Consider the following 19,587-nt stretch of genomic DNA (forward strand, 5'->3'; position numbering starts at 1 on the left):
CTGTCACTGCGATTTTTCTGATGCCGGTTTCGCGGCTGGTTTTTGCTGATTTTGTTGCTTAGCTTTTTGCTGATTTTGTTGCTGAATTTTTTGTTGGATCCGTTGCCGAACTTTGTCACTGATTTGACTACTCAATTGCAAACTGGTGAGCAAAGCCGGTAAATCTTCTTCGACATTGATATTAAAATGCACCGGTCGGCCTTGTTGTAGTTTTGGATTAAAGCCATGTAACTTCACCTGCAGTAACACCTTACCATCTGGCTGTAAATCCACGGTACTGGCCAGCGTCTGATACCGGAAATCACTGAGTGCTTCAAAGGCTAAATCCATCCCCGATGCTTTTTGTCCGGGCACTGGCTGATATTGATATTGCAAGCGTCCGCCTGGTGCTTCAGCCTGCAAACTGCCGCCAAGCACTTGCCACTGCGCTAGCGATGCTGCAGTCGCTTTGGACGACACTGCAGTTCCAGAAGCCGGCGGTGTTCGCTGATAACGCAGCGGGACGGTGCCACTAAACACGCCTTCGCCCAACAACTGCCCGGACGGATGTTGTTTTAACAGTGCCGCCAGCTGCATTTGCCGCACCAACAGCCGGAATTCTATGTTCGGTTGCTGCAGGTTAAACTGCGTTTCGCCCAAGGCGAGCTGACCGCCAAACATACCGATTTGTGCCTGAGCCAGCCTGACATCACCGCTGGCAGGTGCTGACCAGTCCGCCCGATACTGTGCGGCTAATCGCGCCGGCCCGGCCTGAAAACCATGATTCAATTGCCGCAACCCCAACTCTGGCAGTTGCAGGGTAAAAGATCGCGGATCAGCTTCGAGCAACAGTTGTACTGTTAAACCAGCAAATGCGGTGCGATCATAAATACCGGCCAGTTCGTTTAACTTTGCATTTACCCGCAGCTGGTTGAGCTGCCCGCCCGGTAACTGCAACTGCAGTTCACCTTCAGCGGAAATTTTTCCACGCTGTAACTCCAGCAACTCTGGCCACAGCCGGGTAATTTGCAATGGATTTCCGGCCAGAAAAAATAAATCTGCCAGCTGCCACCGCATCGAAATGGCAGTGGGTGACGAAGTAGCCTGATATGTTACTTTCAACGCCTGTTGGTTTTGGATAGTTCCACTCAGTTGCAGTGCCGTCAGCGGCCCAAACGCCTGGCCTTGCCACTGCCAGTCAGCTGTTTTCAGTAACGGATGTTGTAACTTCTGCACTTCAGCTTTAGCGTCCAGTTGCAACTGACATTGTTGCCAGTGTGCACCAGCACATTGCAAAGAACCGGTTTGTAGTTGCAACTGTGCCGCCGGCAGCTGCAACTGTGCCGCTTCGCCCGCCGGACTTAAAAAACTAAAAGCGACCACCAAGGGTTGTAATAAGGTCAACTGCACTTCATCCGTCTGCCAATATCCGGACAACTGCAGCTGAATATTTTCCGGCACCAGCCCGGCCGGTAACCCCTGGATCCAACCGGCAGCTGCCAATGCCTTCACATCCAGCTGCAGGTTTAGCTGCCTGATATTTAATTGTGCCAGTCGCTGTTCCTGCGTGCGTAAGTTCATCTGCAGTTGAACTTGCTGGCCATCCCCCTGTAGTTGTAAATCAATGACATGCTTGCTGGCTTCGCGGGACGTCAGCAACGCGCCCTGCAACTGGCACAACTGCTTCCGGGTCTGACAAGGCAATTGCAATAACAAGTGCGGTATTTCGATACGTCCGGGTAGCCACACTGGAACGTTTAGCTCCGGGAACTGCGGGATCTGGAATTTGGTGCTGGTGTTGCTGTCTGCTTCTGCGGTTGGGGACTCAGCGGGAACCGTCCCGGTAGCTGCAGGCGATGCAGTCGGTGTTTGATCGGCGACATTCATCACCGGAGCCAGTTGCAGCTGTTGCGCGCGAACAGAAGGCAAAGGCCAGCCACGCCAGCCAATTTCAAGCCCGGAGATTTGTACATCCCACCACTGTTCACCCTTACCGGTCTGCAACGACATTTCTGCTAACCGGATCTGCTGCCAACTCACTGCAATACCCGACCACTGTAATTGCCGGACAGGCAGTAACTGATAACCAAGCAACAACAGCAAAACCAGCACGACTATCAGAAGCACCAAAGTAACAAAAGTGCGGCGAAGTATTTTAAGCCATTGAATGTCAGTGGATTTTAACGTTTCCAACGCTGTTACCTTGCCTGAAGAAACCTATCTGAGTATACAGACGCTAGGCGCATCTGACTGAATTTGCAATGAATCAGCTTAAAATCTGTACTGTGTGAATGCACGCCTTGAACCTGGCCGGATGCACAATCTGTGTTGCAATTTGTTACATATTGTACTGGCACGATAACATCGGGACATGCTTAAATGGCCATTCGATTGTTAATTAATTATTACCAGAGAACCCTCATGCGTAAATTACATAAAATTGCCATCGCGGTGATGCTTGCAACCAGTCTTGCAGCATGCAACAGCCCACAATCAACGCCAGCTGCAGTGACACTGCCTGCCGGGATCAGCTTAGTCGCAGACCAAAGCCAAACGACCGGTCTGGCCATTCCACATAAAAAATACAAACTGGCCAATGGTTTAACGGTGATTGTGCATGAAGACAGTTCAGATCCGCTGGTGCATGTCGATGTAACTTACCATGTAGGTTCCGCGCGGGAAGAAGCCGGTAAATCGGGTTTCGCCCACTTTTTTGAACATATGATGTTCCAGGGTTCAGAAAACGTCGACGATGAAGAGCATTTTAAAATCATCACCGAGGCCGGCGGCACTATGAATGGTACCACCAACTCGGACCGCACCAACTATTTCCAGACAGTCCCGGTCAACCAACTGGAAAAAGTATTGTGGCTGGAATCGGATCGGATGGGTTTCCTACTGGACGCCGTGACCGAGAAAAAATTTGAAGTGCAACGTGAAACTGTTAAAAACGAACGCGGACAGCGCGTCGATAATCAGCCATATGGCCGGTTATATGAGCGGGTATCACAGGCTTTGTACCCGGATTTACACCAGTATTCTTGGCCGGTGATCGGCTGGATGGACGACTTAAACCGCGCCAACGTCAATGATGTTAAAGCATTTTTCCTGCGTTGGTATGGTCCGAACAACGCCACTTTGACCATTGGTGGTGCGGTGAAAGCCGAAGAAATTCTGCCACTGGTGCAAAAATACTTTGGCTCGATCCCGGTCGGCCCTGAAGTCACACCAGCCCCTAAAGAATTGCTGACATTAAGCGAAGATCGTTACATTTCAATGGAAGATAACGTCCATTTACCGTTGTTGTATGTAACCTACCCAACGGTTTACGCCTGGCATCAGGACGAAGCGGCACTGGATATCCTGTCGGAAATTTTAGGTGGTGGTAACAACTCCCTGTTATACAAAAACCTGGTGAAAAACCAAATGGCTGTGCAGGCACAAGTGAACCACCGTTGTATGGAACTGTCCTGTAATTTCACCCTGTTAGCATTGCCACACCCGGCTTCAGGCAAAAACCTGGCCGACATCGAAAAAGTGATCCGCGACAGTTTGCTGGAATTTGAACAACGTGGTGTCACCGATGACGATCTGAATAAAGTGAAAGCGAAAATGGAAGCGGCCAACATTTTTGGTCTGCAAAGTGTGCAGGGCAAAGTGAGCCAGTTGGCTTATAGCGAAACATTCTTCGGCCAGCCGGATCAGGTCGCCGATGATATTGCCCGTTATAACGCTGTCACTAAAGCCGATGTGTTACGTGTTTATAACCAGTACATTAAAGGCAAACATGCGGTGCTGATGAGCGTGGTACCAAAAGGCAAAACAGCGATGATTGCCCGCGCTGACAACTTTAAACCGGTGGCCCATGATTTTGGTGGTCCTTCGACGACCAAAGCCGAAGATTTACAAGCCCGTCGTGCCACTGATAATTTTGACCGTAGTGTGCAGCCTAAAGCAGGCATGAACCCGGCTGTTGATTTACCGGCAACCTGGCGCAGTGATCTAAGCAATGGCATCGCGGTGTTAGGTGCACAAACCACAGAAACCCCAACCACTTCATTGCTGTTGAAAATCCCAAGTGGTCTCTATTACGAAACAGCGGATAAAGTTGGTATTTCTACAATGGTCGCTGGACTGATGAACGAAAGCACCAAAAACTACAGCACAGAACAAATGAGCTTAGCGCTGGAGAAACTGGGCAGCGAAATCATGTTCGGCGCGGAATCCGAATACCTGACGGTGTTTGTGTCTAGTCTGACCAAAAATCTGCCGGCAACTCTGGCACTACTGGAAGAAAAGTTACTTAATCCGGCATTTAACGCTCAGGATTTCAGCCGTGTCCAGCAACAGACCTTACAAGGTCTGCAAAATGCTGAGAAAAATGCTGGTTTCCTGGCAGCACAAGCCTACCGGAAACTGATGTACGGTAACCATATTATGGGTTTTAACGGTCAAGGCACTCTGGCAACTGTCAGCAAACTGACTCCAGCCGATCTGCAAGCTTATTATCAGCAAAACTTTAAACCGGCTGGCAGCCAGTTGATCGTAGTCTCTGATGCTGCTCAAACTGTAGTGCAACCTTTGTTGAGCAAAACATTGCAAAAGTGGCAAGGCAAAGCTCCGGCGCTGAATGTTGCCAATCCAACTCCAGTGGCAAAAGCCGGCACTATTTATCTGGTCGACAAGCCAGATGCGCCACAATCAGAAATTCGCATTGGTAAGCGCAGCATCACTGAAGATATCACCGGCGAATTTTATCGCGCCGGACTGATGAACTTTGTGCTGGGTGGTAACTTTAACAGCCGGATCAACCTGAATCTGCGGGAAGAAAAAGGCTATACCTACGGCGCGTTCTCTGGCTTTGCTGCAGATAAAGTCGCAGGCGTTTACACCGCGCAGGCGGCAGTGCGCGCTGATGCAACCGCAGCATCCCTCAAAGAGTTCTTAATTGAAATCGACCGTTATCAGCAACAAGGCATCACGGACCAGGAGCTGAACTTTATGCGCCAGGCCATCAATCAGGCCGATGCGTTGAAGTATGAAACACCCAATGCCAAACTTGGTTTTATGGCGCAAATTCTGGAACACAATCTGTCACCGGACTTTGTCAAAGAGCGTAATCAGATTGTGGCCAGCATCAGCAAAGAAGAAATTAATGCGCTGGCGAAAAAGCATCTGAACAGCAAAGAAATGTCGATTGTGGTGGTTGGCGACGCGAAAAAATTGCGTCCTGAGCTGCAAGCACTTGGCTTTGCGGTTGAAGATTACAAACTGTAATTCGGCTGGTTTTGAAATTGAGGGCAGCTTTGGCTGCCCTCAACTATTTCTTGTGCTAACTTTAGGAAAACGAAGCTGGCACCGGAGGCCACTTGCGCCGACTACACAAAGTCAACATTGGCTGTGCTGTACTGCTGCCTTGGTTGTGGTTTAGTAATCTACTGCAAGTTGCAAACGCGCAGCAACTACCCACTTTTACGGTGACAGCCAGTCTGAACCAGACAGCGCTGACCATCCAGATCGAACAGCAATTAACCCAGGCCTATCGTGCCATTGGCTATCAGCTCAATATTCAATATCTGCCTGCCGAACGTTCATTAAAAATGAGTAGTCAGGGCAAATTCGACGGTGAATTGTTCCGCATCGCCGCCGTTGGGCAGCACTATCCACAGCTATTGCAAGTGCCGGTGCCGCTGGCTCAGGTTCAACTCTATGCCTTTGTGAAGGCCGGCCGGGAACATGAATTTGGCTTGTGGCAGCAAGATGCAACTTTAAGGATCGGCTTTGTCCGGGGTTTTAAAATGGCTGAACTATACGAAGTGGCAGGCCACAAAACGATGGTGAACACGCCGGGTCAGGCCGTGCAAATGTTACAGCAAAACAAGATTGACCTGTTACTGGAGGACTTGCAGTCACTGCACGAAGCAACCGCCGGTGACGAACAAGGCGCCAATCTGACAAGGCTGCCGGACGTGTTGGCAGCAGAAGAGCTGTTCCATTTTGTCCATCAGCGGCATCAGCACCTGATCCCGGCATTAACCGAGCAACTGCGACGTCAGAGTGAAGGTAAAAAACGAATAAAATCAGCTTCCGGTAACGGCGGCGACCAGAAATAACCCTGTGCTTCATCACAACCCATCTGCTGCAGTTTCTGTAAGGTTTGGGCGTCTTCCACCCCTTCGGCCACAGTGTTTAGGCCCAGACTTTTCGCCAGCTGCACAATGGCTTGCACCAGCGGTTCATCACGTTTAGACATACACAACGAACTGATAAAGGACTTATCAATTTTCAGAGTCGTCGCATTAAATCGGCGCAAATAACCAAGATTAGAATAACCGGTGCCGAAGTCGTCGATGGCAAAGGTCAGCCCAAGGCTGCTGAGTTGATCCAGTTGCTGCTGAATATTCAGCGCTTCACCAATTAATAAAGATTCGGTCAGCTCCAGTTCCAGCGCTGCCGCGGGTAAACCAGCGTCTTTTAGTGCTTGTTGCACTGACTGCTCCAGCATGCCATCACGAAACTGCACAGACGATAAATTTACTGCCACGGTAATACCGTTGTACCCCAGCTGCTGCCAACGCTGGCAAGCCCGGCAGGCTTCTTGTAATACCCAGTGGCCAAGTTCTACAATCAGCCCCGATTCTTCACAGAGCGGAATAAATTCCAGCGGACTAATCACCGAGCCATCGGCTTGTGGCCAACGCACCAGCGCTTCAGCACCGGTGATCACACCGCTGGCCAAATCGACTTTTGGCTGATAAAACAGCTGAAACTGTTGTTCCTTGAGCGCCAGCCGGATTTGCTGCAACAGGTTAAATTTGTCGATATTGGCTTTATCGATTTCTTCATCGTAAAAACGCCAGGTATTGCGGCCGTCACTTTTGGCTTTATACATCGCCATGTCGGCTTTTTTCGACAACACGTTAAATTCCACCCCATCGCGCGGCACCACGGCAATGCCAACAGATCCGGAAATTTCGATATGGGTTTGCATCACCAAAAAGGGGCTGCAGGTTTGATTAATCATCGCTTTGGCGAGTAGTGACAATTTACTGTCATCGGCATCGGTGGGCACCAGTGCCAGAAATTCGTCCCCGCCAAAACGGCATAACATCGCTCCTTCCGGCATTTGCGCCAGTAAACGAGCGGCAAGCTGCTGCAACACCAGATCGCCGGCGGTGTGACCCAACGAGTCGTTCACCGGCTTAAAATTATCCAAATCCAAAAACAATACCGCCAGCCGTAAATCCTCAGTCCGGCAATGCTGTAACAGCTGCTGATAAATAATTTCTGCCAAGATCCGGTTCGGTAAGCCAGTCAGGCGGTCATGGTGCGCCAGCCGTTCAATTTCTGCCTGGCTGTTGCGCACCCGCTCGTTTTCCCGTTGCAACGAATCCATCAACTGGCGTAAATCTTTGGTCATCAGGTACACACTAAAACCGGTGATCAGTAAAATCACCCCAATAAACACCACAGTGTTCCAACTGACCACTGGTATCTGCGGGATCAGCAAACCCTGCATGGTGGCCCAGGCCATTAGCGCACAAAATGCGATAATAAACAGCAGCAATGACACAAAAAGCATACTGCTGCCAAAAAGTGCCGCGTAAATCAACACCCCGGGGTAACCAAGCACCGCAATGTCCCTCAGCCCACCGGCAACCCAAGCCAGCCCCGATAACATCAACACCATCGACCACAACAATAAATAGGCCGCCAGCAACGATCGTTGATAAAAAGCGGCGGCTGCAGCACAACAGAGTGCCAATGAACCGGCAAGCAGCAATAGTTTGGTCGCGCCGTTCACCAGAAGCAGCGCAATCAATAACCCTAACATCGAGATAGTAATAATTTGTAATAAACGGCGGGTACGGAGATCCTGCAATTGTTGCAGCGCCTGTGACGATCCCGATAACGAAGAGAGTTTTTCCAGCATAACCTATAACAACCAACTACAGATTTTCGGCGATTTGATAAAGATAGTCGATTGCAAGGCTATGGCGGATTTTTCCATCATTTTTCCGTATCTGGTGACTTGGTCCCTGACATGCCTTGTGACGCATCCCTAGCTGCTTTAAATTCTTTGCCCGGATACCAGTTTGGCCAGAGCCTGGAATTGGCAAGCTCTTGCCCGACTTGATAATACAACCACAAATCTTGCTGCGATCCACGAAGGTCCCAGGCCGGGTTAAATTCATCATTTACTTTGTGATAATAATTACTGGTGTAATCGCGTCGCTGCGCCAAACCCCAGTCTTTGCCATGAGCAAAACTGTCAACGCCGCCCCGCGCATACAACATCGGTACGCCGTAACGGGCTAACTGAAAATGGTCAGAGCGGTAATAAAAACCATCTTCCGGCGTTGGCTCTGGCCCGATATAACGCCCTTGCGCCTTGGCGTATTTATCAAGCATCGGCTCCAGTTCAGAAGCACCGTAGCCAAACACCTGCACGTCGCGCATCGGGCCATAGACATTCATCACGTCCATATTGATACCAGCCACTGTTTTATTCAGCGGTAACAACGGGTTGGCGGCGTACCAACGCGAACCCAACATGCCACGTTCTTCAGCGGTTACGGCAATAAAAGCTACCGAACGCTCAGGCTTTGATCCTTGTTGAAACTTCTCGGCCAGCGCCAGCAAACCGGCAATACCACCGGCGTTATCCTGTGCACCATTAAAAATTTTGTCGTCTTTACGGCTGAAGTCGAGACCAAAATGATCCCAATGCGCCATATAAAGCACCAGCTCGTCTGGCTTTTTACTACCTTTGATGTAGCCAATCACGTTACTGGAATCAATTTCGCGGATCTGGTTTTTGATGCTGATATTGGCTTTGCCATTCAACGCAAAAGGCTGAAACTTTGGATCCAAAGCTTTTTTGCGCATCGAATCAATGGTTTGATTAGAGGCTGCAAAGATCTGCGTCGCTGATTCAGTGGTGACCCAACCCTCCACCGCCGCTTTATGCTGGTTTTTATTCGGATCCGCCAGCTCAAAGCGGATCGGGCTAGTGCCCGCCACCACGTTCCATCCGTAAGCCGCAGCGTCGGTCTCGTGGACGATCAGCGCCATCGCCGCACCTTGCCGCGCCGCTTCTTCAAACTTGTAAGTCCAGCGACCGTAATAGGTCATCGCTTTGCCGGTAAAGAGTTTCGGATCGCCAGTGGCAAACCCTGGATCGTTCACAAACATCACCACGGTTTTGCCTTTGACGTCGATATTTTTATAGTCATTCCAGCCGTATTCCGGCGCAACGATGCCATAACCAACAAACACCAGCTCGCTGTCCTTGACCTCAATCTGCGGCAACATCCGCGTCGACCAGGCCATCATCTGGGTTTTATAACCTAAGCTTTTTGGCAGTTTGTCTCCGCTGAACGTCAATGCCGACACCGCCACCGGATCAATCTGCACCACCGGCACCGCCTGGCGATAACTGTTGTCGGCAAAAGGTGTCAGCCCCAACCGTTTAAAATTCTGCTCGATATACGCCACAGTACGTTCTTCGCCGACGGTCGCCGGTGCCCTTCCTTGCAGCTCGTCGGAAGCGACTTGTTCGAAGTATTTACTGAAGTTGCTGCTGAATGTGGTTTGTTCTGGCTGAGAACTGGCAGCTGATATTGCTGGAGATAGCACCAGGAGCATTGCCGTTAGCAGCAACTTCCAGCTGTTGGTGTTTGAATTAATTTTCATAGACACGAATTCCGTTAGTTTTCCGATTACAGATCGGTGACTGTTTTTTAAAAGCGTTTCGCCGCTGGCGAGTTACTTATTTTGCTTCGCCAAAATAAGTAACCAACAAAAGGCGACCCCTGATCGCTCGAAAGCCCGGAAGTTTGTCTCGATTTTGAGGCACCAGCGCGAACTCGCGATTTGCTAACGTCAAATCGCTCAAACAGTGCGCTGGCTTAAAACCTCAAAACCGGCCAAACCACCGGCTCGCTTTACGGGGACCCAAAAGCGAAGTTCCTTTGTATTTATTGCAACTAAAGTATTTTATTTCGACTGTATTAAATACCAACATTTCGAAAACCGTGAATGTCTTTGAACAATTTGGTTTCGTTGGTAAGCAGCTCTTAGCCCCCGTAAAGCGAGCCGCTTTAAAATCGACGGTTTGAGGTTTTAAGCCGACACCTGTCTGAGCGGTTCGACGCTAGCGAACCGCGAGTTTTGTCGGCGCCTCAAACTGTTGATTTTATTGCGGGCTTTCGAGCGATCCGGGGTCGCCTTTTCTTTGGTTTCTTTCTTTTGGCGAAGCAAAAGAAAGAAACTCGCCAGCGGCGAAACGCTTTTAAAACCAACTCCGAATGGAAATCGGAAAAAATAGCCCTTTGCTACCAAAGAACCATTACGCTTTATAAGCAAACTCCGCAAGCCCAAGCTCTGCCAAAACTTTATTCAAATGCGCATAAGCCTCTGGCGTTGGCCCCGGATAATCGCCGGCAATTGGCACATTGCCAACATAACCAATGTCCTTGGTACCTTCCGGCGTGGCGAAAAACGCAGCCACCACCAGGCCACGCAGGTGACTGAAAGCATTGGCAATCCGCTTAAATTGCTGCGGCGTTTGCTCATTGTTATATGCGATATCGTCAATTATCGTCAGCCGCTGTGCTGGCGTCAGCTTGGCAAAGGTCGCCTGGTAACGCATCGTCGCTTCGTCGTCCAGCCAGGTCAGTGCGGCCAGAATGACCGGGCGATCTTGCTGTTGCCGCTCATAAGGTGCACTGATCCATTCGTCCACCACCGCCGGCACATTGACTTCGGACGCTGCTGGCACCTGGCCGTCGCGTGGGATCAGAATGTCGGCGACAATGGCCAACAACGTTAACTGCGCGGCGGTCATCGTCAGCGGCCATGGCGATTTGGGCGGCATAATCAAGTTTGGATCTTTGCCGTAACCTTTGCCGCCGATCGGCGTTAATTGCAATTCAGGCCAGTGTTCACCGGTTGTGGCGGCTGCCGTTGGAACCGCTGGCGCGACATTACCAGCCGGCTTTTCACAACCGGCCAAAAGCGGCAGCATGGTACTTGCGGCCAGCGCCGCCAATAGCTTTAACGAATCACGCCGGGTCATGCCCGATTGATATTGATAGCCAGGTTCTTCTGAATTCAGCTTGGTATTTTTTGTCATCTCAGACTGCTCCTTCAGCTAACAGATCCATTGAAACAGGCGTTGCACGTGGCGTGACAGCGGCCATTAAACTGCCAGTCGCCAACTGCTCAGCCAGCCAGGCTGAATTGCGCATTGCCAGCGTCATAATGGTCAGAGTACAGTTTTTATGCGGATTAGAGGCAAACACGCCGCCGTCCATCACAAACAGGTTCGGACAATCCCAGGTTTGGCCCCATTGATTGGTGACTGAGTCTTTCGGCGATGCGCCCATCCGGGTGGTTCCCACTTCATGGATGATCTGGCCGCCTTTTAAAATGGCCTGCTCCGGCGTTGGCAGTTCGCCCACCGTCGCGCCCATTTCGGTCAGGATCGCCTTGGCCGTTTGCAGACCGTGCTCCACCTGATTCAATTCGTGCTCGGACCATTTCCAGTGAAACCTTGGCACCGGAATACCCCATTTATCTTTCACTGAAGGGTCGATATCCATATAACAGTGCTCGTTCGGCACCATCTCGCCGCGCAAAGCAAAATGCACGTAGGCACCGTATTTATTTTTGACCTGTTGTTTCAGTGATTTACCATAACCTTGCAGACTGGTATCAATACTGGCGCCCGGCTCACTAAAACGGCCACCCAGTTCAAAGTGATAACCACGCGGAAACTTCAGCTCTTTCTTGGCTTGCGCCTGATGGCCCCACCACGGAATAAACAAATGGTTCGCAGTATGGCCATCTTCGTTGTAAATCGGCCGCCCTTGTAGCGCCGGCACCATGGCACCAAAATTGGCGCCGGTGGAATCCATGATATTTTTGCCAACCTGACCGCTGGAATTAGCCAGCCCATTCGGATGTTTGGCACTTTTTGAATTCAATAACAGCCGCGCTGATTCACAGGCGCTGGCTGCCAGGATCACCACTTTGGCGCTAAGCTTGTGTTCGGTGGCGGTTTTTTTATCGATGTAACTAAGCCCAACCACATTGCCCTTGTCATCGACATCTACAGATTTCACCATGGCATCGGTCAGCACCTGCAAATTGCCGGTGGCTTTGGCCATCGGAATAAGAGACGTGGTGGTTTGAAAGGCAGCGCCAATCGAACACCCATGACCGCATGGCGTCGCATAAAAACAAGCTGCGCGACTATCGAGCGGCCGGGTTAACACGGCGCGGTGCATCGGCGCTGTTGGAATACCGAGTTTTTTCGCGGCAGCGGCTACTAACAGCTCTGGAATACGTGGCAGCGGCGGTGGTTGTAACACGCCATCTGATGAGGGTGGCATGTCGTCCAACCCGGTATTGGTACCGCAAACTCCGACTAAAGCTTCGGTTTTATCGTACCAGGGCGCAATGTCGTTATATTCAAACGGCCAGTCGGCGCCAAGCCCATCCCGGCTTTTGCCTTTAAAATCATGTTCGCTAAAGCGCAAAGAATAGCGGCCCCAGTGATTGGTGCGGCCACCGAGCATCCGCGCCCGCCACCACATAAAATCCGAATTTTCAGCGCTGGTGTAAGGCTCGTCCGGCACCTGCCAGCCACCGTCGACGGTGGCGTCATAAAAACCAAAATCTTTATCGCTATTGCCCGCGCCCATCAACGGCGCTTCACCGTTGCGTTTAAACATCGGGGTCTCGGCTTTCGGGTCATAATCACGCCCCGCTTCCAGCAACAATACCTTGCGACCTGCTTTGGTTAGCTCATAAGCGGCCATGGCGCCACCCGCACCAGAGCCAACCACCAGTACTTCAGCTTCAAAGTCTTTCATCAGTTCAGCTCTTTAATTTTGATATTTTTAAACCAGACCTGGTCACCATGATCCTGCAAGCCAATATGGCCGGTTTTGGCTTTGGCAAAACCTTCCCATTTGACAAATTTACTGGCCGCCAGCAGTTTATGCCATTCTGGGCTGTCGATGGTTACTTCAGCCGTTTGCACGCCATTTTGCCAAATCGTCAGCTTGCTGTTTTGCAACCGAATTTTGGTGGTATTCCACTCACCCGCCTTTTTATGCGACGACGGTGGTGAAGCTATCATGTCGTATAACGAACCTGATCTATGGGTGTCGAGTTTGTTATCTGAATGGCGTTCGTTGTCCAAAATCTGAATTTCCGGTGCATGGGCGTAAATAGTGTTACCGGTTTCATCAACCAGCACAAAAATACCACTGTTGCCAACTTCGGCAATTTTCCAATCAAGCAGCAGCTCAAAATTCTGGTACTGTTTTTTGGTCAGAATGTCACCACCACCACCGGATGTGAGCTTCATCGCACCGTCTTCAATCTGCCATTTGTCGCTTAAATCTGCTTTTTTGAAATTACGCCATTGCGACATATCGGTGCCATTAAACAGCAACTGCCAGCCTTGCGCTTTTTCTTCATTATTTAGCACATTATCTGCGGCCAGCGCAGGCATGCTGAGGGTTGCAGCGAGCAGCATGGTCGATGCGAGTTGGCTGAGTTTGATGAATTTCAAATCGGTTCTCCTTGGTGTTGGACTCTGCTCTGACGGCAGACGGTGGTTCAGCTGACCTGATTATTGCAGCAAAAGCACGATTTTTGAGCTGTAATTCACGCTGGCTGCGTTTAACTGTATGCGTTGTCGGGCATTTTGGCTATCAGAAATTTGCGGCTGGACGATGGGCGCTAATTTTGAATGTAACCCGTTACATATTTAATGCGTTTTTGCCGCTTTGGCCACTTGTGCAAAGTACCATTGCTGCTTTTGCCAATTCGTCATTTTTTTAATACCGCTGTGTGCTACTGGTGTGTGGGTCTGGTCTCGGCTATGGCGAGTTTCTTTGGTCAGCTCCGCCGCATTGCCAGATGTATTGTTGAACACCAAGGTAAAAACAGCTAATTTGGCTACATCATTATCGTCATGGCAAGCGACAGATTTTGGCTACTGAGCCGTCTTATTAAAGGATTAATTCGGTATGACCCAACAAGACACAACATCGCAGTTTGAAGAAATACTCCGGCGTCCGGCCCATCCGGAGGGTGATAATTTGTGGGCTTTTGTTGTTTTGCCCGAATTCGCCAGTGCCAAACTTCCAAGGCGTGGCAGGACGTCCATCGAAGGTTCAATCAACGGACATGCCTTCCAGACCACGCTGGAGCCGGATGGACAATTAAGTCATTGGCTGCGGCTGAACGAAGATTTACTGAAAACCGCAGGCTTAAACTTCGGCGATATTGCCAGGTTCGAAATTATGGCGGTCGCAGAAGAGCCGGAACCAGAAATTCCGGCGGATTTGTATCACGCGCTACAAGCTGCGCCTGCCGCCCGGGCCGTTTGGGACGACACCACTCCCCTCGCCCGGCTGGACTGGATCCACTGGGTAACGTCAGCCAAACAAGCCAAAACCCGGCAGAAACGGATCCTCGAGGCTTGTGACAAGCTCAGCTCCGGCCAGCGGCGGGTTTGTTGTTTTGACCCCTCAGGGTATTACAGCAAAGCCTTTTGTGCGCCCAAAGCTGCGGACTAGCACTATTGTTAGTGTTGTTACTGACTTAGATCGGCGGTTTCCAGATAGAGCTGCTTGGCAGAAATACCCATCGCCTGCAGCAGCTGCAATGTGGCTGCGCCGTCAGTAGTAGCCAAAGTGACCGGCGTTGGCGGTAACTGGGGTAGCTGTAAAATCTGATCAAAACTAGGCGCAGCCGCGATGCGATGTAGCAAAAAGTGGTTACCCGCCACACTGAACACGTCATATTGAGCGTTCGTAGCAATGCTGAGCTGTTGTAACGGCCGACGGTATAACTGGCGGGCAAAAGTAAGCTGAATATTGTCCAGCCATAACCGTCCACCCCGTTCAAAATGCCCCTGATACACCGCAGCACCGATATCAAAAGTCTTACCTTCAATTAGCAGACGTAAATCAAAATTTTGCGGCAGCAGCGTCAGTTGCTGGCCAGCACCTAATAACGCCAGCACTGCCTTCTGTTCGGCCGCTGGCAATGCCAACTGATACACCAACTGATAATCATGCGGCGCCCGGTACAGCGGTAGATGTGAAGCCAGCACGGTATCTCCGGCAGCAAATAACACCATGCCATGGCTGCCGACATAGCTGTGCTGTTTGTGCTCGTGTTTGTGTTTGTCTTCGTGCTCAGTGGCAGTCAGCGATATGGGCATGCAACAGAGGATGAATAGTAGGGAGAATATGCGCATTGATGAGACCTTTTGGGCATAGATAGATGCGGAATAGTGTATCAGTCGGTTGCTGAAACTTGAAACTCACAGCGCAGTGCCTGAATGGCAAAGCTGCTGCTTTGATTGCTTTTAAGAGCGTTTCGCCTGTGGCGAGTTACTTATTTTGCTTCGCCAAAATAAGTAACCAACAAAAGGCGACCCCTGATCGCTCGAAAGCCCGGAAGTTTGTCTCGATTTTGAGGCAACTGCGCAAACTCGCGGTTCGCTAACGTCGAACCGCTCAAACAGTGCGCAGTTTTAAAACCTCAAAACCGGCCACCCCCCCGGCTCGCTTTACGGGGCGGAAAAGCGGGTCGAAAGTAGCTTTGTGCAAGAAGATAACATCACGATTAATTTTGCGCTGCCCAAAACTCCTTATTTGAAATCGCCATTAAAAATAACTTATTTCCTGCGGTATATACTTACAGTTAGAGAGTTTTTACACACAGAGTCATAAAAAAATCTATCTTTTGTTTCATTTAATTTATACGCAACATGCCGTTGAAAACATAGCCAAACTAAGATAGCGTAAGTTATTACGATCGCATTAAATATGCATAATATTTAATTTAAAAAATATTTGAAGGTAATTTTTCATGCTTCTATATAAATACCGTGCAATTGATGACTTGTGGCAGTCTCTTGATATCGTATTTAATAATAGAGTCTGGTGTTCAAAATGGGGTTCGTTAAATGATCCTTTAGAAGGCAGGTATTATTCATCTCTCGGAAGCGATTTTGATAATCACGTAAATGGCAAGCGTGATGAATGGAGAATTTGCGCTCTGTCTAAGTCAATAGATAATTTTTTATTATGGTCTCATTATGCATCGAGCCATAAAGGAATAGCCATTGAAATAGACATTCCCGAACATCATATAGATTTGGCAAAGATCGTTTATAGCCCTTTTGGTCCAATGTTTACTCATGTAAGCGATAGTTTGAAGGGACAAAGAAACTTACTGGAAATCAAAACTAAGGAATGGGAATATGAAGAAGAGTACAGGATAATCTGTAAAGATGAATTTTTCCAGATCCCGAATCCAATCAAAAAAATATACTTAGGCCCCAGGGTTCCACATGAAAGAAGTCTAATCTTGAGGCAAATTTTACCCCCTAATATACAGCTAATAAAAATGAAAATTAATGATTATCAAGGTACTGTTGTACCAGAAATCTGACAATTGTGGGCGCAGAGCAGAACAAAATTAGGCTCCTCTTCACACCCAATGTGAAAAATCCAAAAGTAAGCTTGTGCTCTTCATCCCCGTAAAGCGAGCCGCTTTAAAATCGGCGGTTTGAGGTTTTAAAACTGCGCACTGTTTGAGCGATTTGACGTTAGCAAATCGCGAGTTTGCGCAGTTGCCTCAAACTGTTGATTTTATTGCGGGCTTTCGAGCGATCCGGGGTCGCCTTTTGTTGGTTACTTATTTTGGCGAAGCAAAATAAGTAACTCGCCGTAGGCGAAACCCGCGCAACGCAGTTGTTAATCAACGAAATCGGTGGCCCCGTGGCGTACTACCCTTCGGGTGAGTACACCCTACTTTTGGGTGTATGCAGTAGAGCAACCGTTGATTGCCCACAACATAAAAAAAGCCGGTGCATGAAAACATGAACCGGCTTTGAAAGCACTTTGGGCGATGGCGCTGCGCTTATCGCCCCTACTTATTTATAAAAAACAATAAATTAAGCAACAGCAACGCTGTTACTTAACGTCAGCCCGAGAAGCATCCCGCGCTGCGCGGAACTCTTTCCCTTCATACCAATTCGGCCAGGATTCAGAGTTAGCTAACTCGAGACCAACCCGGTAGTACAGGAATAAATCTTGCTGTGCGCCGGACAAGTCCCAGTTTTCGTTATATTCGTCTTCTACTTTATGGTAGCAACAGGTGTTGAAGTTTTTCGCTTGCGCCAGGCCCCATTCTTTGCCGTTGGCGACGCTATCAACACCGCCTTTGGCGTACAGCATTGGCACGCCGGCTTTAGCCAGGTTGAAGTGGTCTGAGCGGTAGTATGAACCTGCGGCCGGATTTGGCTCTGGCGCGACATACCGGCCCTGCTCTTTGGTGTATTTTTCTAAAATCACTTCCAGCTCAGAATTGCCTTTACCAACGACAACCATATCTTTCATCGGACCATGGACATTCATCACGTCCATGTTGATGCCAGCGACGGTTTTATTCAGCGGAAACAATGGGTTTTTCGCATACCATGCCGAGCCCAGCAGACCACGTTCTTCCGCAGTCACTGCGACAAAAGCCACGCTGCGTTTTGGTTTTGGCTGAGATGCATAATATTCGGCCAATGCCATCAGGCCGCCAGTGCCGGAAGCGTTATCGACTGCGCCGTTAAACACTTTGTTTTTCGGGTTAGAGAAATCAACACCCAGGTGATCCCAGTGCGCCATATAGAGCACCACTTCATCCGGTTTTTCGCTGCCTTCAATAAAACCAGCCACGTTGCCAGACGTCAGTTCACGCACGTTGTTTTTCACGCTGACTGAAGCTTTGATATTCAGTGGCACCGGCGTGAAATCTTTGCTCAGCGCTTTTTTACGCATTGAATCAATGGTTTCACCCACACCGGCAAACAAGGTTTGCGCAGATTCTGTGGTTACCCAGCCTTCGATGGCCGAGCGGTCGGCATTTTTATTCGGGTTAATCAGGTCAAATTTGGTGGCTGAGCCGCCGGCAACTACATGCCAGCCGTACGAGGCTGCATCGGTTTCATGGACGATGAGTGCCATCGCCGCACCTTGCCGGGCCGCTTCTTCAAACTTGTAAGTCCAGCGACCGTAGTAGGTCATGGCGTCGCCGGTGAACAGGTTTGGATCCTTAGTCGCAAAACCCGGATCATTGACAAACATCACCACGGTTTTGCCTTTGACGTCCAGGCCTTCGTAGTCGTTCCAGTTATATTCCGGTGCCACAATGCCGTAACCGACAAACACCATGTCAGATTCTTTCACTTCTGAAAGTTCGGTGACGCGGGTGGTCCAGGTGAACATTTGCTCACGGTATTTAAATTCCGCCGGTGCTTTTTCGCCCGTGAACGTCATGCTGGAGACTTCTTTCGGGTCAATTTGCACCAACTGCACCGGCTGGACAAAACTGTCGCCGGACAGTGGCTTTAAGCCGATTTTTTTAAAGTGTTCCGAGATATAAGCCAGTGTCAGCTCTTCGCCTTTGGTGGCTGGCGCGCGGCCCTGAAATTCGTCAGAAGATAAGGTTTTGATGTATTCGCCCAGTTTTGGGTTCATCAAAGTGTCGACTAAGGCAGTGGCTGCTGCTTCAGTGGTCGCAGTTGCGGCCGGTGTGGCAGCTGGTGTTGCTGGTGTTGTTTGAGCAGCCTGCTCAGTCGGCTTAGGCGGCTCAGAACAAGCAGCCAGGCCAAGGCAGGCGGTCAGCGCCAGCGATGTTCCTGAAAACCAAAAATTCGCTTTCATTCAAAGCTCCGTGGTTGTTATTCGAATTTTATTAGAATGGCCGGTTGCAGCTGGCAGCACTGAATGTTGTCCATTCTCTGGTCGCCAGACCACGCGGTAAGCCGATGGTAACGCAGCGCCGGAGTGCTTGGCTAGTCTGTCTGACGCAGCCAGCTCTGGCTTTACCTCAGCCCGCCACTTTTGCGGCAGGCTCAGCAAGTGCAGCGCTTATTGATGTCCCCAAGGCGTTGGCGGCATGGCCACTGGTTTGGTTAAATCAAATTCAACTTCAAATTCACGGCCTTCACGTTTTAAGCCATAGCGGTACACTTGACCGGGGATAATTTCGACAAACCAGGTGTTGCCGGAAGATGCTTTCATATTGTTGGCAGCGAACATGGTTTTAGAATGTTGATCCACCGGAAACGCCTGTTTGTTAGCAGTGCCCGGGTTTGCGGTATCACCGCCGTACATGGTGACTTTATCTGAAGAACCGTCCTGATGACGATGATCGTGTTTTAAGCGCAGGCCATTGCTGATTTTAGTAATGACCCAGGTTCTGGAATGATCGTCGCCGACGTGAAACGGCACTTTGAGCTCGGTATCGCTGCATTCACGGACATGCATCACCATTGTTTTACTCAGCATCTCTTTGTCGCTGTCGTTACTTTTCACCAGTTTGCCGGCAAAAGCCTGGCCACAATAGGCTTTAATCTGGTCAAAAAATTGTTGTTGTGCAGTAGGTAAAGCGTGCGCCGTTGCATGATCGTGGGCAACAGCCCCAGCCGACAACAACATCAAACTGGTAAAAATAGCGGTACGATGAAATTTCATAACTTCTCCTTTTTCCCGACTATAACCAGCTGTGTCTGTCACG

General features: G+C 49.8%; 13 protein-coding genes. 4 read left to right on the forward strand and 9 right to left on the reverse strand.

The window, feature by feature from the left end:
* Positions 1–3: 3 nt before the first annotated feature.
* Positions 4–2,172, reverse strand: coding sequence for an intermembrane phospholipid transport protein YdbH family protein (locus A5320_RS10145; RefSeq protein ID WP_068064012.1), 2,169 nt, complete (start codon positions 2,170–2,172; stop codon positions 4–6).
* Between the two features lie 228 nt (positions 2,173–2,400).
* Here A5320_RS10145 and A5320_RS10150 point away from each other — a divergent pair, with 228 nt between their 5' ends.
* Together A5320_RS10150 and A5320_RS10155 are read left to right on the forward strand one after the other, a co-directional pair.
* Positions 2,401–5,256, forward strand: a complete 2,856-nt coding sequence (locus tag A5320_RS10150; protein WP_068064014.1) for a M16 family metallopeptidase — start codon at positions 2,401–2,403, stop codon at positions 5,254–5,256.
* A 92-nt stretch (positions 5,257–5,348) separates the two neighbouring features.
* Positions 5,349–6,092 (forward strand): hypothetical protein, encoded by a 744-nt coding sequence (locus tag A5320_RS10155; RefSeq protein WP_068064015.1) that lies wholly within the window; start codon positions 5,349–5,351, stop codon positions 6,090–6,092.
* On the opposite strand, the gene A5320_RS10160 is transcribed toward A5320_RS10155, so the two are convergent.
* From A5320_RS10160 to A5320_RS10180, 5 genes are all read right to left on the reverse strand, one after another.
* Positions 6,032–7,912 carry a putative bifunctional diguanylate cyclase/phosphodiesterase gene (locus A5320_RS10160; protein ID WP_068064016.1) on the reverse strand — a complete coding sequence of 627 codons (1,881 nt, stop codon included), beginning with the start codon at positions 7,910–7,912 and terminating at the stop codon, positions 6,032–6,034. The genes A5320_RS10155 and A5320_RS10160 overlap by 61 nt on opposite strands.
* Positions 7,913–7,989: 77 nt before the next feature.
* Positions 7,990–9,675 (reverse strand): M28 family metallopeptidase, encoded by a 1,686-nt coding sequence (locus A5320_RS10165; RefSeq protein ID WP_068064018.1) that lies wholly within the window; start codon positions 9,673–9,675, stop codon positions 7,990–7,992.
* A 655-nt stretch (positions 9,676–10,330) separates the two neighbouring features.
* On the reverse strand, positions 10,331–11,116 hold the full coding sequence (locus A5320_RS10170) for a gluconate 2-dehydrogenase subunit 3 family protein (protein WP_157605766.1): 786 nt from the start codon (positions 11,114–11,116) through the stop codon (positions 10,331–10,333).
* Between the two features lies 1 nt (position 11,117).
* Entirely contained in the window at positions 11,118–12,860 is a 1,743-nt protein-coding gene (locus A5320_RS10175) for a GMC family oxidoreductase (RefSeq protein ID WP_082971662.1), read from the reverse strand.
* Positions 12,860–13,567, reverse strand: a complete 708-nt coding sequence (locus A5320_RS10180) for a 3-keto-disaccharide hydrolase (protein WP_231916704.1) — start codon at positions 13,565–13,567, stop codon at positions 12,860–12,862. Before A5320_RS10180 ends, A5320_RS10175 begins: the two co-directional genes overlap by 1 nt.
* Positions 13,568–14,027: 460 nt before the next feature.
* Between A5320_RS10180 and A5320_RS10190 the strand changes: the two genes are divergently transcribed.
* Positions 14,028–14,579 carry a YdeI/OmpD-associated family protein gene (locus A5320_RS10190; protein ID WP_068064023.1) on the forward strand — a complete coding sequence of 184 codons (552 nt, stop codon included), beginning with the start codon at positions 14,028–14,030 and terminating at the stop codon, positions 14,577–14,579.
* Between the two features lie 17 nt (positions 14,580–14,596).
* On the opposite strand, the gene A5320_RS10195 is transcribed toward A5320_RS10190, so the two are convergent.
* Entirely contained in the window at positions 14,597–15,229 is a 633-nt protein-coding gene (locus tag A5320_RS10195; protein WP_068064024.1) for a hypothetical protein, read from the reverse strand.
* A gap of 653 nt (positions 15,230–15,882) precedes the next feature.
* Between A5320_RS10195 and A5320_RS10200 the strand changes: the two genes are divergently transcribed.
* A complete protein-coding gene (locus A5320_RS10200; RefSeq protein ID WP_068064026.1) occupies positions 15,883–16,467 on the forward strand; it encodes a DUF2971 domain-containing protein in 585 nt (194 codons plus the stop codon).
* Positions 16,468–16,991: 524 nt separating this feature from the next.
* Here the strand turns inward: A5320_RS10200 and A5320_RS10205 are convergent.
* On the reverse strand, positions 16,992–18,731 hold the full coding sequence (locus A5320_RS10205) for a M28 family metallopeptidase (RefSeq protein ID WP_068064028.1): 1,740 nt from the start codon (positions 18,729–18,731) through the stop codon (positions 16,992–16,994).
* A 207-nt stretch (positions 18,732–18,938) separates the two neighbouring features.
* On the reverse strand, positions 18,939–19,544 hold the full coding sequence (locus tag A5320_RS10210; RefSeq protein ID WP_068064030.1) for a hypothetical protein: 606 nt from the start codon (positions 19,542–19,544) through the stop codon (positions 18,939–18,941).
* Positions 19,545–19,587: the final 43 nt, after the last annotated feature.

It is taken from the genome of Rheinheimera sp. SA_1, assembly GCF_001669775.1.
In the GTDB taxonomy this organism is placed as follows: Bacteria; Pseudomonadota; Gammaproteobacteria; order Enterobacterales; family Alteromonadaceae; genus Pararheinheimera.

Coding starts and splice junctions, on each gene's coding strand:
- A5320_RS10175 (WP_082971662.1), bottom strand. CDS start 12,860: ATGAAAGACTTTGAAGCTGAAGTACTGGTGGTTGGCTCTGGTGCGGGT.
- A5320_RS10205 (WP_068064028.1), bottom strand. CDS start 18,731: ATGAAAGCGAATTTTTGGTTTTCAGGAACATCGCTGGCGCTGACCGCC.
- A5320_RS10150 (WP_068064014.1), top strand. CDS start 2,401: ATGCGTAAATTACATAAAATTGCCATCGCGGTGATGCTTGCAACCAGT.
- A5320_RS10195 (WP_068064024.1), bottom strand. CDS start 15,229: ATGCCCATATCGCTGACTGCCACTGAGCACGAAGACAAACACAAACAC.
- A5320_RS10165 (WP_068064018.1), bottom strand. CDS start 9,675: ATGAAAATTAATTCAAACACCAACAGCTGGAAGTTGCTGCTAACGGCA.
- A5320_RS10200 (WP_068064026.1), top strand. CDS start 15,883: ATGCTTCTATATAAATACCGTGCAATTGATGACTTGTGGCAGTCTCTT.
- A5320_RS10170 (WP_157605766.1), bottom strand. CDS start 11,116: ATGACAAAAAATACCAAGCTGAATTCAGAAGAACCTGGCTATCAATAT.
- A5320_RS10160 (WP_068064016.1), bottom strand. CDS start 7,912: ATGCTGGAAAAACTCTCTTCGTTATCGGGATCGTCACAGGCGCTGCAA.
- A5320_RS10190 (WP_068064023.1), top strand. CDS start 14,028: ATGACCCAACAAGACACAACATCGCAGTTTGAAGAAATACTCCGGCGT.
- A5320_RS10210 (WP_068064030.1), bottom strand. CDS start 19,544: ATGAAATTTCATCGTACCGCTATTTTTACCAGTTTGATGTTGTTGTCG.